The following is a 21878-nucleotide window of genomic DNA, read 5'->3' on the forward strand; positions in this document are numbered from 1 at the left end:
GCCGCAGATACCCCCACGCCGACGCCCGCCTCAGCCGGTGAACCCGGCCGTGATGGACGTGAACTGCCAGTTGCTCTGGCTGATGCCGGAGCAGTTGCTCACCACGCCCCCGCCGGGGCAGGGCCGGTCGCGGTTGACCGACCAGAACGCGAGCCGGGCGATGTGGTGCGAGTTCGCCCAGTCACGGATCTGCGTCCAGGTCGCCGGAGACGTCAGCTCCTGCTGGTCGCTGAGCCCGTTCATGCCGGAGATACCGATGTGGGCGTAGGCCGTCGCGTCGTCCCACCCGAAGGCGGACTTCAGCTTGTTCTTCAGCCCCTCCGTCGCGTTCACGGTGTTGCCGTACATGTCGGCGCCGCCGCCGAAGTCGAACGGCATGATCGTGAACACGTCGATATCGGCGCCCAGCGCCTTGGCCTGGTCGATGAGCCGGTTGCCCCAGTAGGTGGGACCGGTCGTCGTCGTACCGAAGGTGATGATGGTGCGCAGGCCCGGGTTGTTCACCTTGACGATCTTCAGGGCGTTGAGGATCCGGTCCTGCACCACGGCGTTCTCGAACTCGTCCGTGTTCTCGATGTCGACGTCGATCGCCTTCAGCCCGTATGCGTCGATCACCCGCTGATACGCACCGGCCAGCGCCTCCGGTGTCGCACAGTTGGGCCCGAGCTTGTTGCCGCTCCAGCCGCCGATCGACGGAACGATGTCACCGCCCGCGGAACGAATCGAGTTGATGACGCTCTGGTCATTGCCGCCGGTCAGCGGACGCGACCCGTCCCAGGCCGGGTTGCAGCCGCCCGAGGAGAGGATGAACGCCATCGTGAACCACTTGATGCCGGTCGCGCTCATCACCGAGGTGGCGCTGGGCGGATCACCCCAGCCCAGGTACAGATAGGGCGCCGCCTGCTTGAACCCGGTGCCGCCGCCACCGCCCGCGTCGGTCGTCACGGACACGGAGTTGGAGACCGCCGACGTGTTCCCGGCCGCGTCCCGGGCCCGCACGGTGAAGGTGTAGGCGGTGCTCGCCGAGAGCCCGCTCACCGTGGCGCTCGTACCGGAGACGCTGAGCACCTGACTGGACCCGCTGTAGATGTCGTACGCGGTGACCCCGACGTTGTCCGTGGCCGCGTTCCACGCCAGCGACACACTCGACGACGTCTTCGCGGTGGACCGCAGACTGCCCGGCACCGAGGGCGCCTGCGTGTCGGAACCGCCACCGCCGGGTCCGTCGAGGCTGATGTCATCGGCGTAGTAGGTGCCTTGGGCGTACCAGCCGTGGACGTAAATGGTCGCGCTGGTCTGCGAGGCACCGGTCGTGAAGCCCACGCTGAGCCGGCTGTACGCCGACGGCGACGACGCCCATGTGGAGGCCCCGCCGTCCACGCCCAGGTACACATAGGAACCGCGCACCCAACCGCTCAGCGTGTACGCCGTGTTGGGCTGGACGGAGACAGTCTGACTGCACTTGGCGATGTCGCTCGAACTCACCGCCCCTGCAAGGGCTTTGGTGCCCCCGTGCACGGGAGAGGAGACGACCGACCCGAGGTTGCCGGTGCAGGACCAGGGGGAGAGGGCCCCCGACTCGAGGCCGGGGTTGGGCAGGATGTTGGCCGCTTGGGCCGTACCGGGAAGGGCGACGGCCCCGGTGAGAGCGAGGGCTGCGGTACCGAGCAGCGCCAGCAGCCGACGTCTGGAACGCCTGAACAGTGAGTTGCGCACGCGATCTCCCTGAAGGAATGGGGTTGTTCGGGAGGTGGTGCAAGAGGGTGCGCAATCCAAATTGGTATGGACCAACGACCCTGTCAAGAATCCAGGCGCCAATTGGTCCATACCGGCGACGAGACGTGCTTTTTAGGGGCGCGGGGAACTGCGCGACAAGCCACAGACGACCCGCACCCGGCAGACAACCTAAAGCGGCAAAACCTGAGCCGTGGCAACCTCAACGGAGTTGACAGCTGAAGGCGCTGCCTGCGCAGGCACAGGCGCCTCCACCCGCTGGTGCGGCAGCGACGTCGCCCGCAACGGCCGCGGCCCCGAAACAACCGTGTAGTCCTGCCCGAGGAACGGCGGAACCACCTCACCCGGGTCCTCGCCCATCGCCAACTGAACAGCCGCCCAAGGCGCGTTGATCCCGCACAGCGACAGCTGATGCAGCCCACCCGCCGGACGCGTGTTCACATCCATCAGCACCGGCGTCTCCCCGTACATCCGGAACTGGATGTTGGACAGATAGTGCAGCCCGAAGCCCTCCGCGATCGCCCGCGCCGGCTCCAGCCACTGCTCGTGCAGCGTGAACCCACGCCGCCGGCCGTTCTTCGTGCGGCCCACCGCCAGCCGGATCCGGTTGTCGGGCCCGGTGAGGCAGTCCACCGACACCTCCGGCTGTTCGAGGCGCGGCATGACCAGCCAGTCCACCGGCTCATCGGCCTGCCGCAGCGCCTGCTCGACCAGATCGAGAGGGACGTACGAACTCGGGAAGCCGGTGAGGTGCATCATCGAGAAGGGCGTGCGGGTGATGATGCGGAAGCCCACTCCGCCCGCGCCGGACGCCGGCTTGAAGCACGCCTTGTGGCCGCCCGCCTCCAACTCCTCGACCGCGGCGATGAGTTCGTCCGCCGACCGCACCCGCCACCACGGCGGCACCGGCACGCCGACCGCCTCGACCGCCTCGTACGCGATCACCTTGTCCTGGAAGACGGCCGTGGCCTCGGGCGGCGGCGCCAGCAGCGCCGTACCCACCGCCTCGAACTCGGAGCGGTGCGCCACGATCGCCGACTGGTGCATACGGGGCACGAACACGTCGATGCCGCGGCGCGCGCACTGGTCCAGGGCGTACTCGACATACCCGGCCGGGGACAGGCCCTCCGGCTCGAGGTCGGCGGTGTCGGCGGCGGCCAGCACGGGCGAGTCGGCGTCTCCGTGCGTGGCATGGATCTCGACGGCCCGATCGCTGGGATTTCGCCGTAGCTGATCCATGAAGAACACGTTCTCCGCGTACGTGCGGTTGAGCCAGACGCGTACGCGAGAGACCATGCAGGCCGCCTTTCACGGTTCGCGGGCACGGCGGAGCAGGCCGTGCCCGGCCAGGTCGAATGGAGGGAACACCAAACTGCCCCCGCTGAGGGAAGTTCGTGGTGGTGGTGTTGGGGCGATCATACGACGTTGCAGGGGTGTGGCGTGCAACGTACGTGTTACGGATTTTCGGATAGTGCCTGTCGGGGCGATGTTCTCCTGATAGCCCGCCGCCGAGATCCGCTTGTCCGGGGGCCGCGGATGTGCTGTCGTGGAGCCATTCGTGCGCGGAAGGGGCAACAGGTGACGTCGACGGCCGGTGGCGCCGGGCAACTGCTGGCCATCAGCGATCTGCACATCGGCTACCCGGAGAACCGCGCCCTCGTCGAGAAGATGCACCCCGAGACGGACGACGACTGGCTCCTGGTGGCCGGCGACGTCTCCGAGACCGTCTCCGACGTGCGCTGGGCCCTTCAGACCCTCGTCGACCGCTTCCGCAAGGTGGTCTGGGCCCCCGGCAACCACGAGTTGTGGACCCACCCGAAGGACCCCGTCACCCTGCGCGGCGTCGCCCGCTACGAGCACCTGGTCGAACTGTGCCGGGAACTCGGCGTACTCACGCCCGAGGACCCCTATCCCGTCTGGGACGGCCCCGGCGGCCCGGTGGCCGTGGCACCGCTGTTCCTGCTCTACGACTACTCCTTCCTCCCCGCCGGCAGCGCGACCAAGGACGAGGGGCTGGCGTACGCGCACGGCACCGGGATCGTCTGCAACGACGAGTATCTGCTGCACCCCGACCCCTACCCGAGCCGCGAGGCCTGGTGCCGGGCCCGGGTCGAGGCGACCGAGCGCCGGCTCGCCGAGCTGCCCGACGACCTGCCGACGGTGCTGGTCAACCACTACCCGCTGGACCGGCATCCGACGGAGGTGCTGTGGTACCCCGAGTTCGCCATGTGGTGCGGCACCCGGCTGACCGCCGACTGGCACCGCCGATTCCGGGTCGAGACCATGGTCTATGGTCATCTGCATATCCCAAGGACGACCTGGCACGACGGTGTCCGCTTCGAAGAGGTCTCCGTGGGATACCCACGGGAATGGAGCAAGCGCACCCAGGACCCGGGGACACTGCGCCGCATACTGCCCAGGGAGGTCGGGCCCGGTGATCGAGGAGCTGCTGCCGGCCTCGGTGGTGGTCGTGGAGACGTACGGTAACGACGAACCGGCGCCTCTGTACCCCGAGGAAGAGGCGGTCGTGGCGCGGGCGATCGACAAGCGCCGCCGTGAGTTCGCCACCGTACGGGCCTGTGCCCGCCGCGCCATGGAGAAGCTCGGCGTGCCGCCGCAGCCCGTCCTGCCCGGCGAGCGCGGCGCCCCGGGCTGGCCGGCCGGCCTGGTCGGCAGCATGACGCACTGCGACGGCTACCACGCCGCCGCCCTGGTCCGCGCCACCGACCTGGCCTCCATCGGCATCGACGCCGAACCCCATCACCCGCTTCCGGACGGAGTCCTGGCCGCCACGTCCCTGCCCGCGGAGCGACAGCGGCTGCGCGAGCTGGCCGCGGCCCGCCCGGACGTCCACTGGGACCGGCTCCTGTTCAGCGCCAAGGAGTCCGTCTACAAGGCGTGGTACCCCCTCACCCGGCAGTGGCTGGACTTCACCGAGGCCGACATCGAGGTCTCCGCGGACCCCGGCGAGTTGCCGGGCGGCGGCTTCCGCGCGGAACTCCTCGTCCCCGGGCCGCGCGTCGGCAGTCGGCGGATCGGTCACTTCGAGGGCCGCTGGACCGTCCGGCGCGGCCTGGTGGCGACGGCTGTCGCCGTCCCCCACCAGCCCTGAGCGCGCGCCCTTCTCACGGCTCCGGGCACCAGCTCTTCAGCAGACGGAAGAACTCCTCCTCGTTGCCCGCGAGCCCCGCGTCCGCCAGCGCCTGCTCCGCCTCGGCCAGCACGGACGGTGGCACCGCCGGTGGCCGACCACCGCCCGGCGGGCCGGCGGCGGTGTCGAAGGCGGCACGCACGGTGTGCAGCAGCCGCAGATAGGCCTGTACGGCGGTGCGCTCACGGTCGGTCATCACAACGGTCGGCATCGGTCGGCTCTCCCCACGTCGGCGTCGTCGGTCATGCGCGCACCCGCTCTCAGGTATCGCGCACCTCCAAGCTTGCCGCCCACCACTGACAATCCGGCCCGGCTACTCGTCGGTTCGCCCGCTTAGCGGAGGTGAAACCTCGCCGAAATCCCCTGAAGGACAGCGGCCCTACGCTGGAGTGGAGGGCTTTCGGCCGCTTCCGGGCGGCCGCCGGAACGGGAGGTGCGCGTGGTCGACGGCCCACACCGGCGCCCTGTGCGTGCCGTACGGCTGCGCCCGGTGGGTGACGGAGAACTGGAGTTGCAGTACCGCGTGGTGCACGGTTACCGACGGGCCTTCCGCATGGCGGGCGAAGGCCCGGCACTGGTGCTCATCCACGGCATCGGCGACTCCTCGGCGACCTGGACCGAGCTGATCCCGGACCTCGCCCGCACCCACACGGTGATCGCCCCCGACCTGCTGGGCCACGGCGCCTCGGACAAGCCCCGCGCCGACTACTCGGTGGCCGCGTACGCCAACGGCGTACGGGATCTGCTCACCACGCTCGGCATCGAGTCGGCGACCCTGGTCGGACACTCGCTCGGCGGGGGAGTGGCGATGCAGTTCGCCTACCAGTTCCCCGAGCGCACCGAGCGGCTCATCCTGGTCAGCGCGGGCGGCGTGGGCCGCGAGGTCAACCCGGTGCTGCGGGCGGTCACCCTGCCCGGCTCGTACCTCGCCCTCTCCGCGCTGCGGCTGCCCGGCATGCGCCTCCAAGTAGGTCTCGCCGTCCACCTGATGAGGCTCCTGGACACCGACCTCGGCCGGGACGCGCCGGAACTGCTCACCCTCGTCGACGCGCTGCCCGACGAGACCTCACGCAACGCCTTCATCCGCACCCTGCGCGCGGTGGTCGACTGGCGCGGCCAGGTCGTGACCATGCTCGACCGCTGCTATCTGACCGAGGGCATGCCCACCATGCTGCTGTGGGGCGACCGGGACAGCGTCGTGCCGGTGCGGCACGCCTACGGTGCGCACGAGGCGATGCCCGGCAGCCGGCTCGAGATCTTCGAGGGCGCCGGCCACTTCCCCTTTCACACCGACCCCGCCCGCTTCGTGGCACTGGTCGAGGAGTTCACCAACTCCACCTCACCGGCCCACTGGAGCCGCGACCACTGGCGCGACCTGCTGAGAGCGGGCCGCCCCGGCACCACGGCGGGCCAGCCGGACACCGCCCACAGCAGGGCCGTGGAACGCGACTTGAGGCAGGCGAGTGAACGCAGTGCCACCTGAGGTCGGCCGTCGTTCAGCCCTGCGGCCCCAGATAGCCCAGCGACGCCTCGATCCGCCCCGCCAGATGATCCCGCTGCACCGGCCCCCGCAGCGACGAACCGGCAAGCCATGCACGGCACTTGCTGGCCAGCAGCAGGCCGAAGCTCTCGGCGTCCTTCTCGTCGGCGAGGTCGAAGCGGCTGCGGGCGCCGATTCTGCGGACGGTGTCCTGGAGGTCGGCCTCGTCGCTGAGAAGCCGGGCGGCGACCGCGGCGCCCTCGACGTGATGGCTACAGTGCCCGGCCTTCATGTGCCACAGCTCATGGCCCAGGATGACCAACTGGTGGTCGGGGGCGGTGCGTTCCTCGACGACCACGACGTCCTGGTCGGTCATGTCGAGCCACAGTCCGCTGGCGGTGCCGGGCGGGAAGGCGGCCGTACGGAAGTGGACGGGGCGGCCGCGGCGTCTGCTCATGGCATCGCACAGCGCGCCGTACAGGTCCTCGGGCCGTGCCGGTGCGGGGAGCGTCAGCTCCGCGACCAACTCGCCGCACAGGCGGCGCATTTCCTTGTCGATGCCCACTCCCACTGCTCTCCCCCGGATTACGACTCGGGCCGCTTGACGCTCTCCAAGAGCATGTCCAGCCATTCGGCGACCTTGTCGCGGTGCTGGTCGGTGGGCAGCTGTGCGGCCCGCCAGGCGATTCCGCGGACGCCGTGGTCCTGGAGCAGCCGTTCCAGCGGGTCGTGGGCGGCAGCGGCCGCCTCCCGCTCGCGGTCGGCGAGCTTCTGCAGCAGCTCCTGCTCGGTGCGCTGGAGGGCGCCCGCGAACGCTTCGGGGTCCTCGGCCGTGAGGAATCCGGCATGGACCCGGAAAAAGCGCTGGATGGCGTCGCAGTGTTCCATGGTGGGGCGCCGGTCGCCGTTGATGAGGGCGCCCGCCTGCTGCCGCGACATGCCCGCGCCGTCCGCGATCTCCTGCTGGGTGTACTTGCGTCCGTTCGGCTTGAGCCGGGTGCGACGCAGCAGGTCCAGGCGTTGCAGAAACCTTGCCTGCACATCGGGCTCGCCCGCCGGACGGCCGCTCAGCAGGGCCTTGACCACGGGCTCGGGGACACCGGAGGCCACGGAGAGACGGCCGGTGTCGAAGACGTCCGGGTGTGGCACGCCGAGCCGGTCGGCGAGTGCGGTGACCCGGGCGACAACGGCCGACAGCGCCGCCATCGCGGCGCCCGGACCCTCGAAGCCATCCGTCACCGACAGATCTCCCACGTCTCTCACAGACCTTCTCACCGGCATTCTCACAACACACGGTCGCCGTGAACTTCCCGGAGAGTAGCTGGTGGTTCGAACTCACATCCAGGTCTCGCCACAACTGTGGCCAATTTCAGCCGTCAACCGGCACGAAATGCCACGATAGTTGACACGCCTCGCGTCGGGGCAGCAGGATCAAGGCGCCGCGTGAAGGCCGCATAGGCAAGAGGGGTGACCTCCCGATGGCGTATCAGGCAGGTGGGCAGCGTCCGGCGCCGCGGCCCGTCCCCGAGAGTCTTGAGGCCCAGGCGTATCTCCAGGACTACGCCACCCTCCTGGAGGCCGTCCCCTTCCCGTCCGTCGTGCTCGACCACCGCTGGGACGTGGTCCTGGCCAACCCCGCTTTCGAGACACTTTTCCGCGGCGTCGGCCCGCACCCGACGGCCATGCCGTACGACAACTTCCTGCGCTTCGTCCTGTTCCACCCGGACGCGAGCACGGTCCTCGGGGAACACGAGTCGAGCTGGTGCCTGCCGATGCTGGCCCTCTTCGCGGCCGCCGTGGAGCGCAACGGCCACGACCACGGGTTGCAGTCGATCCGCCGGGACATCGCCCAGGACCCCCTCATGGAAGCCGCCTACCGGCAGGGCCTGCCGCACTGGATCCGCGCGGTCGGCGAGCAGGCCCTCGCGCACGACGGTGCGGTCCGCCCGGTGCTGCACCCGGACCCGCGCTGGGGCAACACGGACTGCCGGGTCGTCGACGAAACACCCCGGATGCTGCACGAGATGGGCTACACGCGGATGACGCTGGTCCTCCGCCCCGCCCGCCGCGCGACCCCCACCGGCCGCAGATCCCCGCGCGCCCGCCGCACGGCGACCCACCTCACGGTGGTTCCCGTCCCCGACGCCTGACCGGGCACCGCCGGCGTTCAGGTCGCCGACGGCGCTCTGGTCAGGACGGACGAACGGCTGACTGCGCCGGCCGCATCAGCCGACCCGCTAGGTGTGCATCTGCCGGAGCCGGGTCCGACCTGGGGTCACCCCGGTGGCGGGGTGACCCCTTTCCGGGCTCAGCCCGCGAACTCCCTCATCCACGCCTCGACTTCGTCCGCGGAGCGGGGGAGCGCCCCCGAGAGGTTCTCGTTCCCGTCCGCCGTCACCAGCACGTCGTCCTCGATCCGGACGCCGATGCCGCGCCACTCCTCGGGGACGGTCAGGTCGTCGGGCTGGAAGTAGAGGCCCGGCTCGACCGTCAGGCACATACCGGCCTCCAGGACGCCGTCGACGTACTCCTCGTTGCGGGCCGTGGCGCAGTCGTGGACATCGAGGCCGAGCATGTGACCGGTGCCCGCCATGGTGAAGCGGCGCTGGAGGCCCAGCTCGTAGACGCGGTCGGCCGGCCCCTCCAGGAAGCCCCACTCCACGAGGCGGGCGGCCATCGACCGCTGGGCGGCCTCATGGAAGTCGCGGTAGTGCGCACCGGGCTTGACCGCGGCCATGCCCGCCTCCTGGGCCTCGTACACCGCGTCGTAGATCTCGCGCTGCAACGAGGTGAAGGTGCCGCTGATCGGGAGCGTGCGCGTGACGTCGGCGGTGTAGAGCGTGCGGGTCTCCACGCCCGCGTCCAGCAGCAGGAGTTCGCCGGGGCGGACAGGGCCGTCGTTGTCTTGCCAGTGCATGACCGTGGCGTGCTCGCCGGCCGCGCAGATGGAGCCGTAGCCGACGGTGTTGCCCTCGACGCGGGCCCGGCGGAAGAAGGTGCCCTCGATCCACCGCTCCGAGGTGGCGACCGCCTGTGACAACTCCCGTACGACGTCGGTGAATCCACGGACCGTCGCGTCGACGGCCCGGCGCAGCTCGGCGGTCTCCCACTCGTCCTTGATCAGACGCAGTCCGGAGACGGCCTCCTCGAACTCGTCGTCCCGCTCGGCGTCGGTGGCGAGTACCGCCTCCAGCGCCGGGTCGACGCCGCGGATGACACGGGTGGGGGTGCCCGTGGACTCCGCCAGGTCCTCCGCGATCGCACGGATGTCCCGGCACTCCACACCGAGCACCAGCTCCGACTCGGCGAGCGTACGGCGGCGGCCCATCCACAGCTCGGCGGTGTAGCCCGTCCAGAACTCGTCGCTGTCCCGGCCGTCACGGGGGAGCTGGTAGCAGTGCGCGTCGTGCCCGCCGCCCGGCAGCGGTTCGAGGACCAGGGCGCCGTCGCGGGCCTGGTCGCCGGTCAGGTGCACATAGCCGGTGTACGGGCGGTACGGGTAATGGGTGTCGTTCGCGCGGATCTTGAGGCCCCCGGACGGGACGACGAGCCGCTCACCGGGAAATCGGGCGGACAGCGCGGCGCGGCGGCGGGCGGCATAGGGGGCCTGCTCGGTCGGCTTCAGGTCCCTGCGCTCGGTGTCGGCCCAGCCCGTACGCATCAGGGCGGACAACTCGTCGGAGATTCCTCGGTACAGACCGTTCTTGCGGCCCTTGGCCATGTCGGGCACCTCTTCCGTGAGTGGTGGCGTTTCCAGCGAGTGGGACATGTGACATAGTACTGCTGTGAGCAAGCGACTGACCTGCGATGTCGTGGTCGTCGGGGCCGGCATGGTGGGCGCCGCGTGCGCCCTGTACGCCGCCCGGGCGGGCCTGGACGTCACGGTGGTCGACCGCGGCCCGGTGGCCGGCGGCACGACCGGAGCCGGCGAGGGCAACATCCTCGTCTCCGACAAGGAGCCGGGCCCCGAACTGGACCTCGCGCTTCTGTCCGGCCGCCTGTGGGGCGACCTCGCGGCGGAGCTGGGAGAGGCCGTGGAGTACGAGGCCAAGGGCGGCGTCGTGGTCGCCACGTCCCCCGGCGGACTCACCGCACTGGAAGGCTTCGCCGACGCTCAGCGCGCCGCCGGAGTCACCGCCGAACCCGTCGCACCCGACGCCCTCCACGACCTCGAACCCCACCTCGCCCCCGGCCTGCCCGGCGCCGTCCACTATCCCCAGGACTGCCAGGTGATGCCCGCCCTGGCCGCCGCCCACCTCCTCAAGGCCTCGGGCGCCCGCCTGCTCACCGGTCACACCGTGACGGACGTCCTGCGCACACCGGACGGGGCCGTCCGCGGCGTCCGCACCGACCGGGGTGACCTCCATGCCCCGGCGGTCGTCAACGCGGCCGGCACCTGGGGCGCTGAACTGGCCGGGCTCGCCGGCACGGAGCTTCCCGTCCTCCCGCGCCGCGGCTTCGTCCTTGTCACCGAACCGCTCCCGCGCATGGTCCACCACAAGGTGTACGCCGCCGACTACGTGGCCGACGTCGCCAGCGACTCGGCGGCGCTACAGACCTCGCCGGTCGTGGAGGGCACGGCCGCCGGGCCGGTCCTGATCGGCGCGAGCCGCGAACGCGTCGGCTTCGACCGGACCTTCTCCCTGCCGGTCGTACGGGCACTGGCTGCGGGCGCGACACGGCTGTTCCCGTTCCTGGAAGAGGTCCGCGCGATGCGCTCATACGTTGGCTTCCGGCCGTACATGCCCGACCACCTCCCCGCCATCGGCCCCGATCCACGGGTGCCGGGGCTCCAGCACGCCTGCGGTCACGAAGGGGCGGGCATCGGACTCGCGACCGGCACGGGGCAGTTGATCGCGCAGGTGCTGACAGAGAAGACCCCGGACCTGGATCTGGCGCCGTTCCGGCCCGACCGCTTCGGTGGGGTGGCTGGATGAGAACCCCCATGGACCTGGCCGCGGCCCGACCGGGTCCCGCCTTCACGGTCACCCTGGACGGCCGTGAGATCGAGGCACTCCCCGGCCAGACCGTCGCCGCCGCGCTCTGGGCGGCCGGCGTCACCTCCTGGCGCACCACCCGGGGCGAGGGCCGGCCGCGCGGGATCTTCTGTGGGATCGGCGTCTGCTTCGACTGCCTGGTGACGGTCAACGACCGGCCGAATCAACGGGCTTGTCTGGTGCCGCTGCGACCGGGCGACGCGATCCGCACGCAGGAGGGGACAGGGCACGATGACTGAACGACCGCACCTCGTGGTGATCGGCGCGGGCCCGGCGGGCCTCGCCGCCACCGTGGCCGCCGCGGCCCGCGGCGTCCGGGTCACCCTGATCGACTCGGCATCGGAGGCGGGCGGGCAGTTCTACCGGCAGCCCGCCGCCGGACTCCGCGCCCGCCGCCCGCAAGCTCTGCACCACCAGTGGCGGACCTGGGAGCGGCTGCGGGACACCCTCGCCGGACAGATGGAGGCGGGCAGCGTCCGACACCTGACGGACCATCATGTCTGGCTCGTGGAACGGCAGTCGGACCACTTCACCGTGCACGCGCTGCTCGGCCCCGAACAGGAGGACCCCGCCGTCGTGCACGCCGACGCCGTGGTCCTCGCCACCGGCGGATACGAGAGGGTGCTGCCCTTCCCCGGCTGGACGCTTCCCGGTGTCGTCACCGCGGGCGGGGCCCAGGCCATGCTCAAAGGCGCCCTCGCGGTCTCCGGGCGCACCGCCGTGGTCGCCGGCACCGGGCCGCTGCTGCTTCCCGTGGCGACGGGACTCGCCGCGGCCGGAGTGAAGGTGGCGGCACTCGTCGAGTCCGCCGATCCCACGGATCTCGTACGACGGACCCGTGCGCTCGTGGCTCAGCCGGGCAAGGCCGGCGAAGGCGCCCGGTACGCCGCCCGGTTGCTCCGGCACCGGGTGCGCACCCTCGTTCACCACACCGTGATCGAGGCGCACGGCACCGAACGCCTGACGGCGGTGACCGTCGCCGCGCTCGACGGCGCCGGACGCGTCAGGACCGGCACCGAGCGGCGCATCCCCTGCGACACCCTCGCCGTCGGGCACGGCATGCTGCCGCACACCGACCTCGCCGAGACCCTCGGCTGCCACCTCGACGGACCGAACGTCCACGTCGACGACGAACAGCGCACCGGCATCCCCGGCCTCTGGGCCGCGGGCGAGACCACCGGCATCGGCGGCTCGGCCCTCGCGCTCGCCGAGGGGCACATCGCGGGATGCTCGGCAGCCGCGCGGCTGAACGGTGTCGAACCCGACCCGGCCGGGTGGGCCGCGGCGGCGAAGTCCCGTACCGGGCTGCGGGAGTTCTTCGCCGCGCTGGACACCGTGTACGCCCCGCCCGCGCACTGGGCCGAGCAGATCACCGACGACACCGTCGTCTGCCGCTGCGAGGAGGTCACCGGCGGCGCGATCCGTGCGGCCGTCGGCGACCTCGGCGCCGGTGACCTGCGGACCGTGAAGCTGCTGACGCGGGCCGGGATGGGCTGGTGCCAGGGGCGGGTCTGCGGGCCCGCGGTCGCGGGGCTCGTGGGGTGCGCGGACACGCCGGGCCGTAGACCGTTCGCCCGGCCGGTGCCGCTCGGGGTACTGGCCCGGGCCGGAGAAACCGAAGCCGAGTGACCCGCTGGGCCGACCGTGTCTTTGCCCCGCCAGTAAAATGTCACACGCCATTGAGAGGGAAGTTCATATGACCACCACCGAGAACCGGCCGTGGCGCGGCGTCCTCGTGGCCACCGCGCTCCCGCTCCGCGAGAACCTCTCCGTCGACTACGAGAAGTACGCCGAACACTGTGCCTGGCTGGTCGAGAACGGCTGCGACGGCGTCGTACCGAACGGCTCGCTCGGCGAATACCAGGTACTCACCCCCGAGGAGCGGGCCAAGGTCGTCGAGACCGCCGTTGCCGCCATCGGGGGCGAGCGGGTCATGCCCGGCGTCGCCGCCTACGGCTCGGCGGAGGCCCGCCGCTGGGCCGAGCAGGCGCGCGACGCCGGCTGCGCGTCCGTGATGCTGCTGCCGCCCAACGCCTACCGCGCCGACGAGCGGTCCGTCCTCGCCCACTACGCCGAGGTCGCCGAGGCGGGCCTCCCGGTCGTCGCCTACAACAACCCCATCGACACCAAGGTCGACCTCGTGCCGGAACTCCTCGCCAAGCTGCACGGCGAGGGACTCATCCACGCCGTCAAGGAGTTCTCCGGCGACGTCCGCCGGGCCTATCGGCTCGCCGAACTCGCCCCGGAACTGGACCTGTTGATCGGCGCCGACGACGTCCTGCTGGAACTCGCCATCGCCGGCGCCAAGGGCTGGGTGGCCGGCTACCCGAACGCGCTGCCCGCCGCGACCGTCGAGCTGTACCGCGCGTCCGTGGGCGGCGACCTCGCCACCGCCAAGAAGCTCTACGAGCAGCTGCACCCGCTGCTGAGGTGGGACTCCAGGGTCGAGTTCGTGCAGGCAATCAAGCTGTCCATGGACATCGTCGGCCGGCACGGCGGCCCCGTGCGCCCGCCGCGCGTCCCGCTGCTGCCCGAGCAGGAGGCCGCCGTACGCGCCGCCACCGAGCGGGCCGTCGCGGCGGGGTTGGCGTAGGACTGTCGTACACCATCGAGGAGGAGGCCGGTCATGCGCAGCAAACTCGTCCTGCACGCCGTCGACTCGCACACCGAGGGCATGCCCACCCGTGTGATCACCGGCGGGATCGGCACGATCCCCGGTGACACGATGAACGAGCGGCGACTGTACTTCCGTGAACACCGGGACGACATCAAGCAGTTGCTGATGAACGAGCCGCGCGGCCACTCGGCGATGAGCGGCGCGATCCTCCAGCCGCCCACCCGCCCCGACTGCGACTGGGGCGTTGTCTATATCGAGGTCTCCGGGTACCTCCCGATGTGCGGGCACGGCACGATCGGTGTGGCGACCGTGCTGGTCGAGACCGGCATGGTCGAGGTGGTCGAGCCGGTCACCACGATCCGGCTCGACACCCCGGCGGGCCCGGTCGTCGCCGAGGTGGCGGTGGAGGACGGCGCCGCCAAGGCGGTCACGCTCAAGAACGTGCCGTCCTTCGTCGTCGGCCTGGACCGCAAGATCGCGCTCCCCGATGGGCGAACGGTGACATATGACCTTGCATATGGCGGCAACTTCTACGCCATCCTGCCGCTGGACGAGTTCGGCCTGCCCTTCGACCGCGCCCGCAAGGACGACATCCTCAAGGCGGCGCTGTCGCTGATGGAGGCGATCAACGCCGAAGAGGAGCCCGTCCACCCCGAGGACCCGTCCATCCGCGGCTGCCACCACGTCCACCTGTACGCCCCCGGCTCCTCCGCCCGCCACTCCCGGCACGCGATGGCCATCCACCCCGGCTGGTTCGACCGCTCACCCTGCGGTACGGGCACCAGCGCGCGCATGGCACAGCTGCACGCGCGCGGCGAACTCCCCCTGAACACGGAGTTCGTGAACGAGTCCTTCATCGGAACCAGGTTCACCGGACGGCTGCTCGACACCACCGAGGTCGCCGGCCGCCCCGCCGTCCTGCCCAGCTTCACCGGCCGCGCCTGGATCACCGGTACCGCGCAGTATCTGCTCGACCCCACCGACCCGTTCCCGGCCGGATTCGTGCTGTGAGCGGTCGAGGATAGAGTCGCGTGACACGTGGCACGTGACATTGCACCAAGCGCGAGCGCATGTGACATTGCACAGCCCCCACACCCGCGCACAGCCGCCACACCCGCACAGCTGCACCGCTCCACAGCTAGGAGACACCCCATGGCCGCCCAGCGCACCAGCGCCCCGACCGCCGCCGCTCCCGCTCCCGCCCTGCCCACGCTGGGCGGCAAGAAGAGCAGCTACCGCGAGCGGGTCGCCGACGCGTTGCGGGCCGCGCTGATCGCCGGTGAACTGCGCCCCGGCGAGGTGTACTCCGCGCCCATGCTCGCCGCCCGCTTCGGCGTTTCGGCGACCCCTGTGCGTGAGGCGATGCTGGACCTCGCCAAGGAGGGCCTGGTCGACACCGTCCCCAACAAGGGATTCCGGGTCACCGCGGTCTCCGAGAAACAGCTCGACGAGTACACCCACATTCGCGCGCTCATCGAGATCCCCACCGTCGTGGATCTGGCCAGGACCGCCGACCCGGTCTCGCTGGAGGCGCTGCGCCCGGCCGCCCGGGAGATCGTCAGCGCCGCGGCCGCCGGGGACCTCATCGCCTATGTCGAGGCGGACACCCGCTTCCACCTGGGCCTGCTGGCCCTCGCGGGCAACGCCCATCTCGTCGATGTCGTCGGCGACCTGCGCAAGCGCTCCCGGCTCTACGGGCTGACCGCCCTGCTCGAGGCGGGCCGTCTGCTGTCGTCCGCGCAGGAGCACCTCGAACTCCTCGATGCCCTGCTGGCCCGCGACGAGGATGCCGTGGCCGAAGTCATGACCCGTCACCTGGGCCATGTCCGCGGCCTGTGGGCAGCACACGAGTAACCGTCGAAACCATTTCGACGCAAGCCGTTTGCATTTCTTGCGCTATTCTTGCGCGCATGACGCGACGACTTGCCGAGGTGGCGAAGAAGGTCGGGGTCAGCGAGGCCACGGTCAGCCGGGTGCTCAACGGCAAGCCCGGAGTCTCCGAGGGGACCCGGCAGGCGGTGCTGTCCGCCCTGGACGTGCTCGGCTACGAGCGGCCCACACAGCTGCGCGGTGAACGCGCGCGGCTGGTGGGCCTGGTGCTGCCCGAGCTCCAGAACCCGATCTTCCCGGCGTTCGCCGAGGTGATCGGCGGAGCGCTCGCCCAGCTCGGTCTGACCCCGGTGCTGTGCACGCAGACCAAGGGCGGTGTCTCCGAGGCCGACTATGTGGCGCTGCTGCTGCAACAGCAGGTCTCCGGCGTCGTCTTCGCCGGCGGGCTGTACGCCCAGGCCGATGCGCCGCACGAGCACTACCGGCTGCTCGCCGAGCGCAACATCCCGGTCGTCCTGCTCAACGCGGCGATCGAGCACCTCGGTTTCCCGGGCGTCTCCTGCGACGACGCCGTCGCCGTGGAGCAGGCCTGGCGGCATCTCGCCTCGCTCGGCCACGAACGCATCGGGCTGGTGCTCGGCCCCGCCGACCACATGCCGTCGGCCCGCAAGCTGGCCGCGGCGCGGGCGTTCGCCGGTGACGTGCCGGACGAGTTCGTCGCCCGCGCCATCTTCTCGATCGAGGGCGGCCATGCGGCCGCCTCCCGGCTGATCGACCGGGGCGTCACGGGCATCATCTGCGCCAGCGACCCGCTCGCGCTGGGTGCGGTAAGGGCGGCTCGCCGCAAGGGACTCGGCGTCCCGGCACAGATCTCCGTCGTCGGTTACGACGACTCCGCGTTCATGAACTGCACCGAGCCGCCGCTGACCACCGTCCGCCAGCCCATCGAGGCGATGGGCAGGGCGGCGGTGGAGCTGCTGAACGCGCAGGTCGGCGGGGCGGCCGTACCGGCGGAAGAGCTGCTGTTCGAGCCCGAGCTGGTGGTACGGGGGTCGACGGCGCAGGCGCCTCGCAGCTGATCTTCATCCTGCTGTCGAATAATTACAGATTCTGCGCGGCATCTTGCGGACGGATGTCGCCGGTGCTTGAGTGTGCGACGCCAGGCACGGTGGCGTGCGCTCGTGAGCCGCTGCCGTGGGCCTTCCTTGCTCCTGTCCAGAGGGGTCCACCGATGAGAAGCACCGGGTTCCGCCGTACGTTCGTCGCGCTCAGCGTCTGTTCCCTCGCTCTCACCGCCTGTGGGTCGAACGACGACTCCGCAGACGATTCAGAGGGCGGCAAGACAAGCATCACGGTCAACTGCATGCCGCCCAAGAGCGCCAAGGTCGACCGGCAGTTCTTCGAGCAGGACGTCGCCTCCTTCGAGAAGGCCAACCCGGACATCGACGTCACCGCGCACGACGCGTTCCCCTGCCAGGACCCCAAGACGTTCGACGCCAAGCTCGCCGGCGGGCAGATGGAGGACGTCTTCTACACGTACTTCACCGATGCCAAGCACGTCGTGGACATCAACCAGGCGGCCGATCTCACGCCGTACGTCAAGGAGTTGAAGAGCTACGACACCATCCAGCAGCAGCTGCGTGACATCTACACCGTCGACGGCAAGATCTACGGCATCCCGCGCACCGGCTACTCGATGGGCCTGATCTACAACAAGAAGCTCTTCGAGGAGGCAGGGCTCGACCCGAACCGGCCGCCCGCCACCTGGGAGGAACTCCGCGCCGCCGCCAAGAAGATCGCCGGGCTCGGCAACGGCACCGTCGGCTACGCCGACTACAGCGCCCAGAACCAGGGCGGCTGGCACTTCACGGCCGAGATGTACTCCCAGGGCGGCGACGTCGTCAGCGCCGACGGCAAGAAGGCGACGATCGACACACCACAGGGCCGGGCCGTCCTGAAGAACCTGCACGACATGCGCTGGACCGACAACTCGATGGGCAGCAAGCAGCTCCTGGTCATCAACGACGCCCAGCAGATGATGGGTTCCGGGAAGCTCGGCATGTATCTCTCCGCGCCCGACAACATCCCGATCCTGGTCAAGGAGAAGGGCGGCAACTACAAGGACCTCGCCCTCGCGCCCATGCCCGGCGGCGAAGGCACGCTCATCGGCGGCGACGGCTACATGTTCAACAAGAAGGCGAGCCCCGATGAGATCAGGGCGGGTCTGAAGTGGCTCGACAGCATGTTCCTCACGCCCGGAGACGGCTTCCTCGGCGACTACGCCCGCGCGAAGAAGGCCGAGGCGCCGGTGGGGCTGCCCGAGCCCCGGCTGTTCACCGGCGCCGCCGACGCCAAGGACCAGGAGGTCAAGAAGGCCAACGCCAACGTCCCGGTCGAGAACTACCAGGCCTTCCTGGACGGCAACCAGAGTCTCGACATGAAGATCGAGCCGCCGAACGCCCAGCAGATCTACTCCGTCCTCGACGGAGCCGTCTCCGCCGTCCTCACCAAGAAGGACGCCGACATCGACCAGCTCCTCCAGGACGCCTCCGGCAAGATCGACAGCATCCTGGCCCGGGGCTGACCGATGACGAAGACCACCGCGCGACCCGTCGAGGCGATCACGGTGCGCCCGGTGCAGGCGACGCCTCCGGCAGGGGACCGGAGGCGACGCCGCCTCACCGACCAGGCTCGCGCCTACGCCTTCCTCCTCGGCGGCCTCATCTGCTTCGCCCTGTTCTCCTGGTATCCGGCGATCCGCGCGGTCATCATCGCCTTCCAGAAGTACACGCCGGGCTCGGATCCCGAGTGGGTCGGCACCGACAACTTCACCCGGGTCTTCGACGACCCCGAGTTCACGGCGGCCTGGCGCAACACCCTCACCTTCACCGTGCTCGCCCTGCTCATCGGCTTCGCGATCCCCTTCGTCCTAGCCCTCGTCCTCAACGAACTCCGGCACGCGAAGGCCTTCTTCAGAGTCGTGGTCTATCTGCCGGTGATGATCCCGCCGGTGGTCACCGCCCTGCTGTGGAAGTGGTTCTACGATCCCGGAGCCGGCCTCGCCAACGAGGCGCTGCGCTTTCTGCACCTGCCCACCTCGAACTGGTCCAACGGCGCCGACACCGCACTGATCTCCCTGGTGATCGTGGCGACCTGGGCCAACATGGGCGGCACCGTCCTGATCTACCTGGCCGCCCTCCAGTCCATCCCCGGCGAGCTGTACGAGGCGGCCGAACTGGACGGTGCGAACCTGCTCCAGCGCATCCGCCATGTGACGATCCCCCAGACCCGGTTCGTCATCCTCATGCTGATGCTCCTTCAGATCATCGCCACGATGCAGGTGTTCACCGAACCGTTCGTCATCACGGGGGGCGGCCCGGAGAACGCCACGGTCACCGTGCTCTACCTGATCTACAAGTACGCCTTCCTCTACAACGACTTCGGCGGCGCCTGCGCGCTCAGCGTGATGCTGCTGGTGTTCCTCGGCATCTTCTCCGCCGTCTATCTGCGGCTCACCCGTAGCGAAGGGGAGGACACCGCATGAGCACCCGGACCCTCGTCTCCCCGGCCGCGCTGGCCCGGCCGCGCGGCAGGGCGACGTACTGGACCGTCTTCACCGCGATCGTGCTGCTCTTCGCGCTGGCCTTCCTCTTCCCGGTCTACTGGATGGCGACCGGCGCGATGAAGTCGCCGGACGAGGTGACCCGGACCCCGCCCACGATCGTCCCGGAGGAGTGGCACCTCAGCGGCTACACCGACGCCTGGGATCTGATGCAGCTGCCGACCCACCTGTGGAACACGGTGGTCCAGGCGGCCGGCGCCTGGCTGTTCCAGCTGGTCCTGTGCACGGCCGCCGCCTACGCGCTGTCCAGGCTGAGGCCGGTCTTCGGCAAGGTGATCCTCGGCGGCATCCTCGCCACGCTCATGGTCCCGGCGCAGGCGCTGGTCGTGCCGAAGTACCTGACCGTGGCCGACCTGGGCCTGCTCAACGACCCCCTGGCCATCTGGCTCCCGGCGGCCGCCAACGCCTTCAACCTCTACCTCCTCAAGCGGTTCTTCGACCAGATCCCGCGCGACGTACTGGAGGCCGCCGAGATCGACGGCGCCGGAAAGCTGCGCATCCTGTGGTCGATCGTGCTGCCCATGTCCCGACCTGTGCTCGGAGTCGTGTCGATCTTCGCGCTGGTCGCGGTCTGGCAGGACTTCCTGTGGCCGCTGATGGTCTTCTCCGACACCGACAAACAGCCGATCAGCGTGGCACTCGTCCAGCTGTCGCAGAACATCCAGCTGACCGTGCTCATCGCCGCGATGGTGATCGCCAGCATCCCCATGGTCGCGATGTTCCTGATCTTCCAGCGGCACATCATCGCCGGGATCAGCGCGGGCAGCACGAAGGGCTGACGCCGCCCTCTCCGACACAGAAAGGCAGGCACAGTGGTACAGCCCACGCATGCCCTCATGCAGACCGACTGGTGGCGCTCCGCCGTCATCTACCAGGTGTACGTCCGCAGCTTCGCGGACGGCGACGGCGACGGCACCGGCGATCTCGCCGGCGTCCGGGCCCGGCTGCCGTATCTCGCCGAACTCGGCGTGGACGCCCTCTGGTTCAACCCCTGGTATCTGTCACCGATGAAGGACGGCGGCTACGACGTCGCCGACTACCGCGCGATCGACCCGGCGTTCGGCACCCTCGCCGAGGCGGAGAAGCTGATCGCCGAGGCGCGGGAGCTCGGCATCCGCACCATCGTCGACATCGTGCCGAACCATGTCTCGGACCAGCACCCGTGGTTCCGGGCGGCACTCGCGGCCGGCCCCGGCAGCCCCGAGCGCGAGCTGTTCCACTTCCGTCCGGGACGCGGCTCGCACGGCGAACTCCCGCCCAACGACTGGCCGTCCCAGTTCGTCGGCTCCGCCGAGCCCGTCTGGACCCGCCTGCCCGACGGCGACTGGTACCTGCACCTGTTCACCCCCGAACAGCCCGACCTCAACTGGGCCCACCCCGCGGTCCGCCGGGAGCACGAGGACATCCTGCGCTTCTGGTTCGAGCGTGGTGTCGCGGGCGTCCGCATCGACTCGGCCGCCCTGCTCGCCAAGGACCCGGAGCTGCCCGACTTCGTCGCGGGCCGTGACCCGAACCCCTTCGTCGACCGCGACGAACTCCACGACATCTACCGCTCCTGGCGGGCCGTGGCCGACGAGTACGGCGGCATCTTCGTCGGCGAGGTCTGGCTCCCCGACACCGAACGCTTCGCCCGCTACCTCCGCCCCGACGAGCTGCACACCGCCTTCAACTTCTCCTTCCTGTCCTGCCCTTGGGACGCGCGCAGGCTGCGTACGTCGATCGACGACACGCTCACCGAGCACGCTCCGATCGGCGCCCCCGCCACCTGGGTGCTCTGCAACCACGACGTCACCCGCACGGTCACGCGGTACGGCCGCGACGACACAGGCTTCGACTTCGCCGCCAAGGCCTTCGGCACCCCGACCGACCTGGCCCTGGGCACCCGCAGGGCCCGAGCCGCCGCCCTGCTCTCGCTCGCCCTGCCCGGCGCCGTCTACGTCTACCAGGGCGAGGAACTCGGCCTGCCCGAGGCCGACATCCCCCTGGACCGTATCGAGGACCCGATGCACTTCCGCTCCGGCGGCCTCGACCCCGGCCGCGACGGCTGCCGGGTGCCGTTGCCGTGGACCCCGGATGCGCCGTACGCCGGCTTCGGTGGCGAGCCGTGGCTGCCGCAGCCCGCCGACTGGCCGTCGTACGCGGCCGACCGCCAGGCCGCGGACCCGGACTCGATGCTCCACCTCTATCGCCGGGCGATCCGCGGCAGGCCCGTCTTCGGCGACGGCCCCCTCAGCTGGCTGCCCGCTCCCGAAGGTGTCCTCGCCTTCACTCGGGCCGAGGGCGTGCTGTGTGTGGTGAACCTGGCCGACTCGCCGTACGACCTGCCCGGCCACACCGAACTCCTCCTCAGCAGTGGTCCGTTGGACACCGAAGGGAGGCTGCCGAAGGACACCGCGGTCTGGCTGCGCGCCTGAGACCGCGCCCCCCACCCCGAAGGGATCAGCACA

Annotated in this window: 21 protein-coding genes; 15 read left to right on the forward strand and 6 right to left on the reverse strand. The window is 70.3% G+C overall.

Annotated elements, in window-relative coordinates; translation table 11 throughout:
• Positions 1-30: 30 nt before the first annotated feature.
• Together KCH87_RS21505 and KCH87_RS21510 are read right to left on the reverse strand one after the other, a co-directional pair.
• Positions 31-1716, reverse strand: a complete 1686-nt coding sequence (locus KCH87_RS21505) for a carbohydrate binding domain-containing protein (protein ID WP_210587797.1) — start codon at positions 1714-1716, stop codon at positions 31-33.
• A gap of 189 nt (positions 1717-1905) precedes the next feature.
• A complete protein-coding gene (locus tag KCH87_RS21510; RefSeq protein ID WP_210587798.1) occupies positions 1906-3030 on the reverse strand; it encodes an ATP-grasp domain-containing protein in 1125 nt (374 codons plus the stop codon).
• A 282-nt stretch (positions 3031-3312) separates the two neighbouring features.
• Here KCH87_RS21510 and KCH87_RS21515 point away from each other — a divergent pair, with 282 nt between their 5' ends.
• Both KCH87_RS21515 and KCH87_RS21520 read left to right on the forward strand, forming a co-directional pair.
• Positions 3313-4221 (forward strand): metallophosphoesterase, encoded by a 909-nt coding sequence (locus tag KCH87_RS21515; RefSeq protein ID WP_210587799.1) that lies wholly within the window; start codon positions 3313-3315, stop codon positions 4219-4221.
• A complete protein-coding gene (locus KCH87_RS21520; RefSeq protein WP_210587800.1) occupies positions 4169-4846 on the forward strand; it encodes a 4'-phosphopantetheinyl transferase superfamily protein in 678 nt (225 codons plus the stop codon). The genes KCH87_RS21515 and KCH87_RS21520 overlap by 53 nt, the downstream gene beginning before the upstream one ends.
• Before the next feature lie 13 nt (positions 4847-4859).
• Here the strand turns inward: KCH87_RS21520 and KCH87_RS21525 are convergent, their stop codons facing one another.
• Positions 4860-5096, reverse strand: a complete 237-nt coding sequence (locus KCH87_RS21525) for a hypothetical protein (protein WP_210587801.1) — start codon at positions 5094-5096, stop codon at positions 4860-4862.
• 228 nt (positions 5097-5324) lie between these two features.
• Here KCH87_RS21525 and KCH87_RS21530 point away from each other — a divergent pair, with 228 nt between their 5' ends.
• Positions 5325-6368, forward strand: coding sequence for an alpha/beta fold hydrolase (locus KCH87_RS21530; protein WP_210587802.1), 1044 nt, complete (start codon positions 5325-5327; stop codon positions 6366-6368).
• A 13-nt stretch (positions 6369-6381) separates the two neighbouring features.
• On the opposite strand, the gene KCH87_RS21535 is transcribed toward KCH87_RS21530, so the two are convergent.
• Together KCH87_RS21535 and KCH87_RS21540 are read right to left on the reverse strand one after the other, a co-directional pair.
• Positions 6382-6912 carry a toxin-antitoxin system, toxin component gene (locus tag KCH87_RS21535; protein ID WP_210587905.1) on the reverse strand — a complete coding sequence of 177 codons (531 nt, stop codon included), beginning with the start codon at positions 6910-6912 and terminating at the stop codon, positions 6382-6384.
• Between the two features lie 38 nt (positions 6913-6950).
• Positions 6951-7604: a helix-turn-helix transcriptional regulator gene (locus KCH87_RS21540; RefSeq protein ID WP_210587906.1), complete on the reverse strand. Its 654-nt coding sequence runs from the start codon at positions 7602-7604 to the stop codon at positions 6951-6953.
• 239 nt (positions 7605-7843) lie between these two features.
• Here KCH87_RS21540 and KCH87_RS21545 point away from each other — a divergent pair, with 239 nt between their 5' ends.
• Positions 7844-8515: a PAS domain-containing protein gene (locus tag KCH87_RS21545; protein ID WP_210587803.1), complete on the forward strand. Its 672-nt coding sequence runs from the start codon at positions 7844-7846 to the stop codon at positions 8513-8515.
• Positions 8516-8673: 158 nt separating this feature from the next.
• Here KCH87_RS21545 and KCH87_RS21550 read toward each other — a convergent pair whose 3' ends face one another.
• Complete coding sequence (locus tag KCH87_RS21550) at positions 8674-10086, reverse strand: aminopeptidase P family protein (RefSeq protein ID WP_210587907.1); 1413 nt, start codon at positions 10084-10086, stop codon at positions 8674-8676.
• Positions 10087-10150: 64 nt separating this feature from the next.
• Here KCH87_RS21550 and KCH87_RS21555 point away from each other — a divergent pair, with 64 nt between their 5' ends.
• The 11 genes from KCH87_RS21555 (at position 10151) to KCH87_RS21605 (ending at position 21845) form a co-directional block, all read left to right on the forward strand.
• Positions 10151-11302 (forward strand): FAD-binding oxidoreductase, encoded by a 1152-nt coding sequence (locus tag KCH87_RS21555; protein WP_210587804.1) that lies wholly within the window; start codon positions 10151-10153, stop codon positions 11300-11302.
• Positions 11299-11601, forward strand: coding sequence for a (2Fe-2S)-binding protein (locus KCH87_RS21560; RefSeq protein WP_210587805.1), 303 nt, complete (start codon positions 11299-11301; stop codon positions 11599-11601). The genes KCH87_RS21555 and KCH87_RS21560 overlap by 4 nt, the downstream gene beginning before the upstream one ends.
• Positions 11594-12991: an NAD(P)/FAD-dependent oxidoreductase gene (locus KCH87_RS21565; RefSeq protein ID WP_210587806.1), complete on the forward strand. Its 1398-nt coding sequence runs from the start codon at positions 11594-11596 to the stop codon at positions 12989-12991. Before KCH87_RS21560 ends, KCH87_RS21565 begins: the two co-directional genes overlap by 8 nt.
• A gap of 67 nt (positions 12992-13058) precedes the next feature.
• Entirely contained in the window at positions 13059-13955 is an 897-nt protein-coding gene (locus tag KCH87_RS21570; RefSeq protein WP_210587807.1) for a dihydrodipicolinate synthase family protein, read from the forward strand.
• Positions 13956-13988: 33 nt separating this feature from the next.
• On the forward strand, positions 13989-14990 hold the full coding sequence (locus KCH87_RS21575) for a proline racemase family protein (protein ID WP_210587808.1): 1002 nt from the start codon (positions 13989-13991) through the stop codon (positions 14988-14990).
• A 141-nt stretch (positions 14991-15131) separates the two neighbouring features.
• The gene (locus tag KCH87_RS21580; protein WP_210587809.1) at positions 15132-15833 is read left to right on the forward strand and encodes a GntR family transcriptional regulator; all 702 of its coding nucleotides are present in this window, start codon (positions 15132-15134) and stop codon (positions 15831-15833) included.
• A 56-nt stretch (positions 15834-15889) separates the two neighbouring features.
• On the forward strand, positions 15890-16888 hold the full coding sequence (locus KCH87_RS21585; protein WP_210587810.1) for a LacI family DNA-binding transcriptional regulator: 999 nt from the start codon (positions 15890-15892) through the stop codon (positions 16886-16888).
• A gap of 152 nt (positions 16889-17040) precedes the next feature.
• On the forward strand, positions 17041-18393 hold the full coding sequence (locus tag KCH87_RS21590) for an ABC transporter substrate-binding protein (RefSeq protein ID WP_210587811.1): 1353 nt from the start codon (positions 17041-17043) through the stop codon (positions 18391-18393).
• Positions 18394-18396: 3 nt separating this feature from the next.
• The gene (locus KCH87_RS21595) at positions 18397-19353 is read left to right on the forward strand and encodes a carbohydrate ABC transporter permease (protein ID WP_210587812.1); all 957 of its coding nucleotides are present in this window, start codon (positions 18397-18399) and stop codon (positions 19351-19353) included.
• Complete coding sequence (locus KCH87_RS21600) at positions 19350-20210, forward strand: carbohydrate ABC transporter permease (protein ID WP_210587813.1); 861 nt, start codon at positions 19350-19352, stop codon at positions 20208-20210. Before KCH87_RS21595 ends, KCH87_RS21600 begins: the two co-directional genes overlap by 4 nt.
• A 33-nt stretch (positions 20211-20243) precedes the next feature.
• The gene (locus KCH87_RS21605; protein WP_374199012.1) at positions 20244-21845 is read left to right on the forward strand and encodes a glycoside hydrolase family 13 protein; all 1602 of its coding nucleotides are present in this window, start codon (positions 20244-20246) and stop codon (positions 21843-21845) included.
• Positions 21846-21878: the final 33 nt, after the last annotated feature.

The sequence above is a fragment of the Streptomyces sp. GESEQ-35 genome (genome assembly GCF_017948485.1).
Lineage (GTDB): Bacteria > Actinomycetota > Actinomycetes > Streptomycetales > Streptomycetaceae > Streptomyces.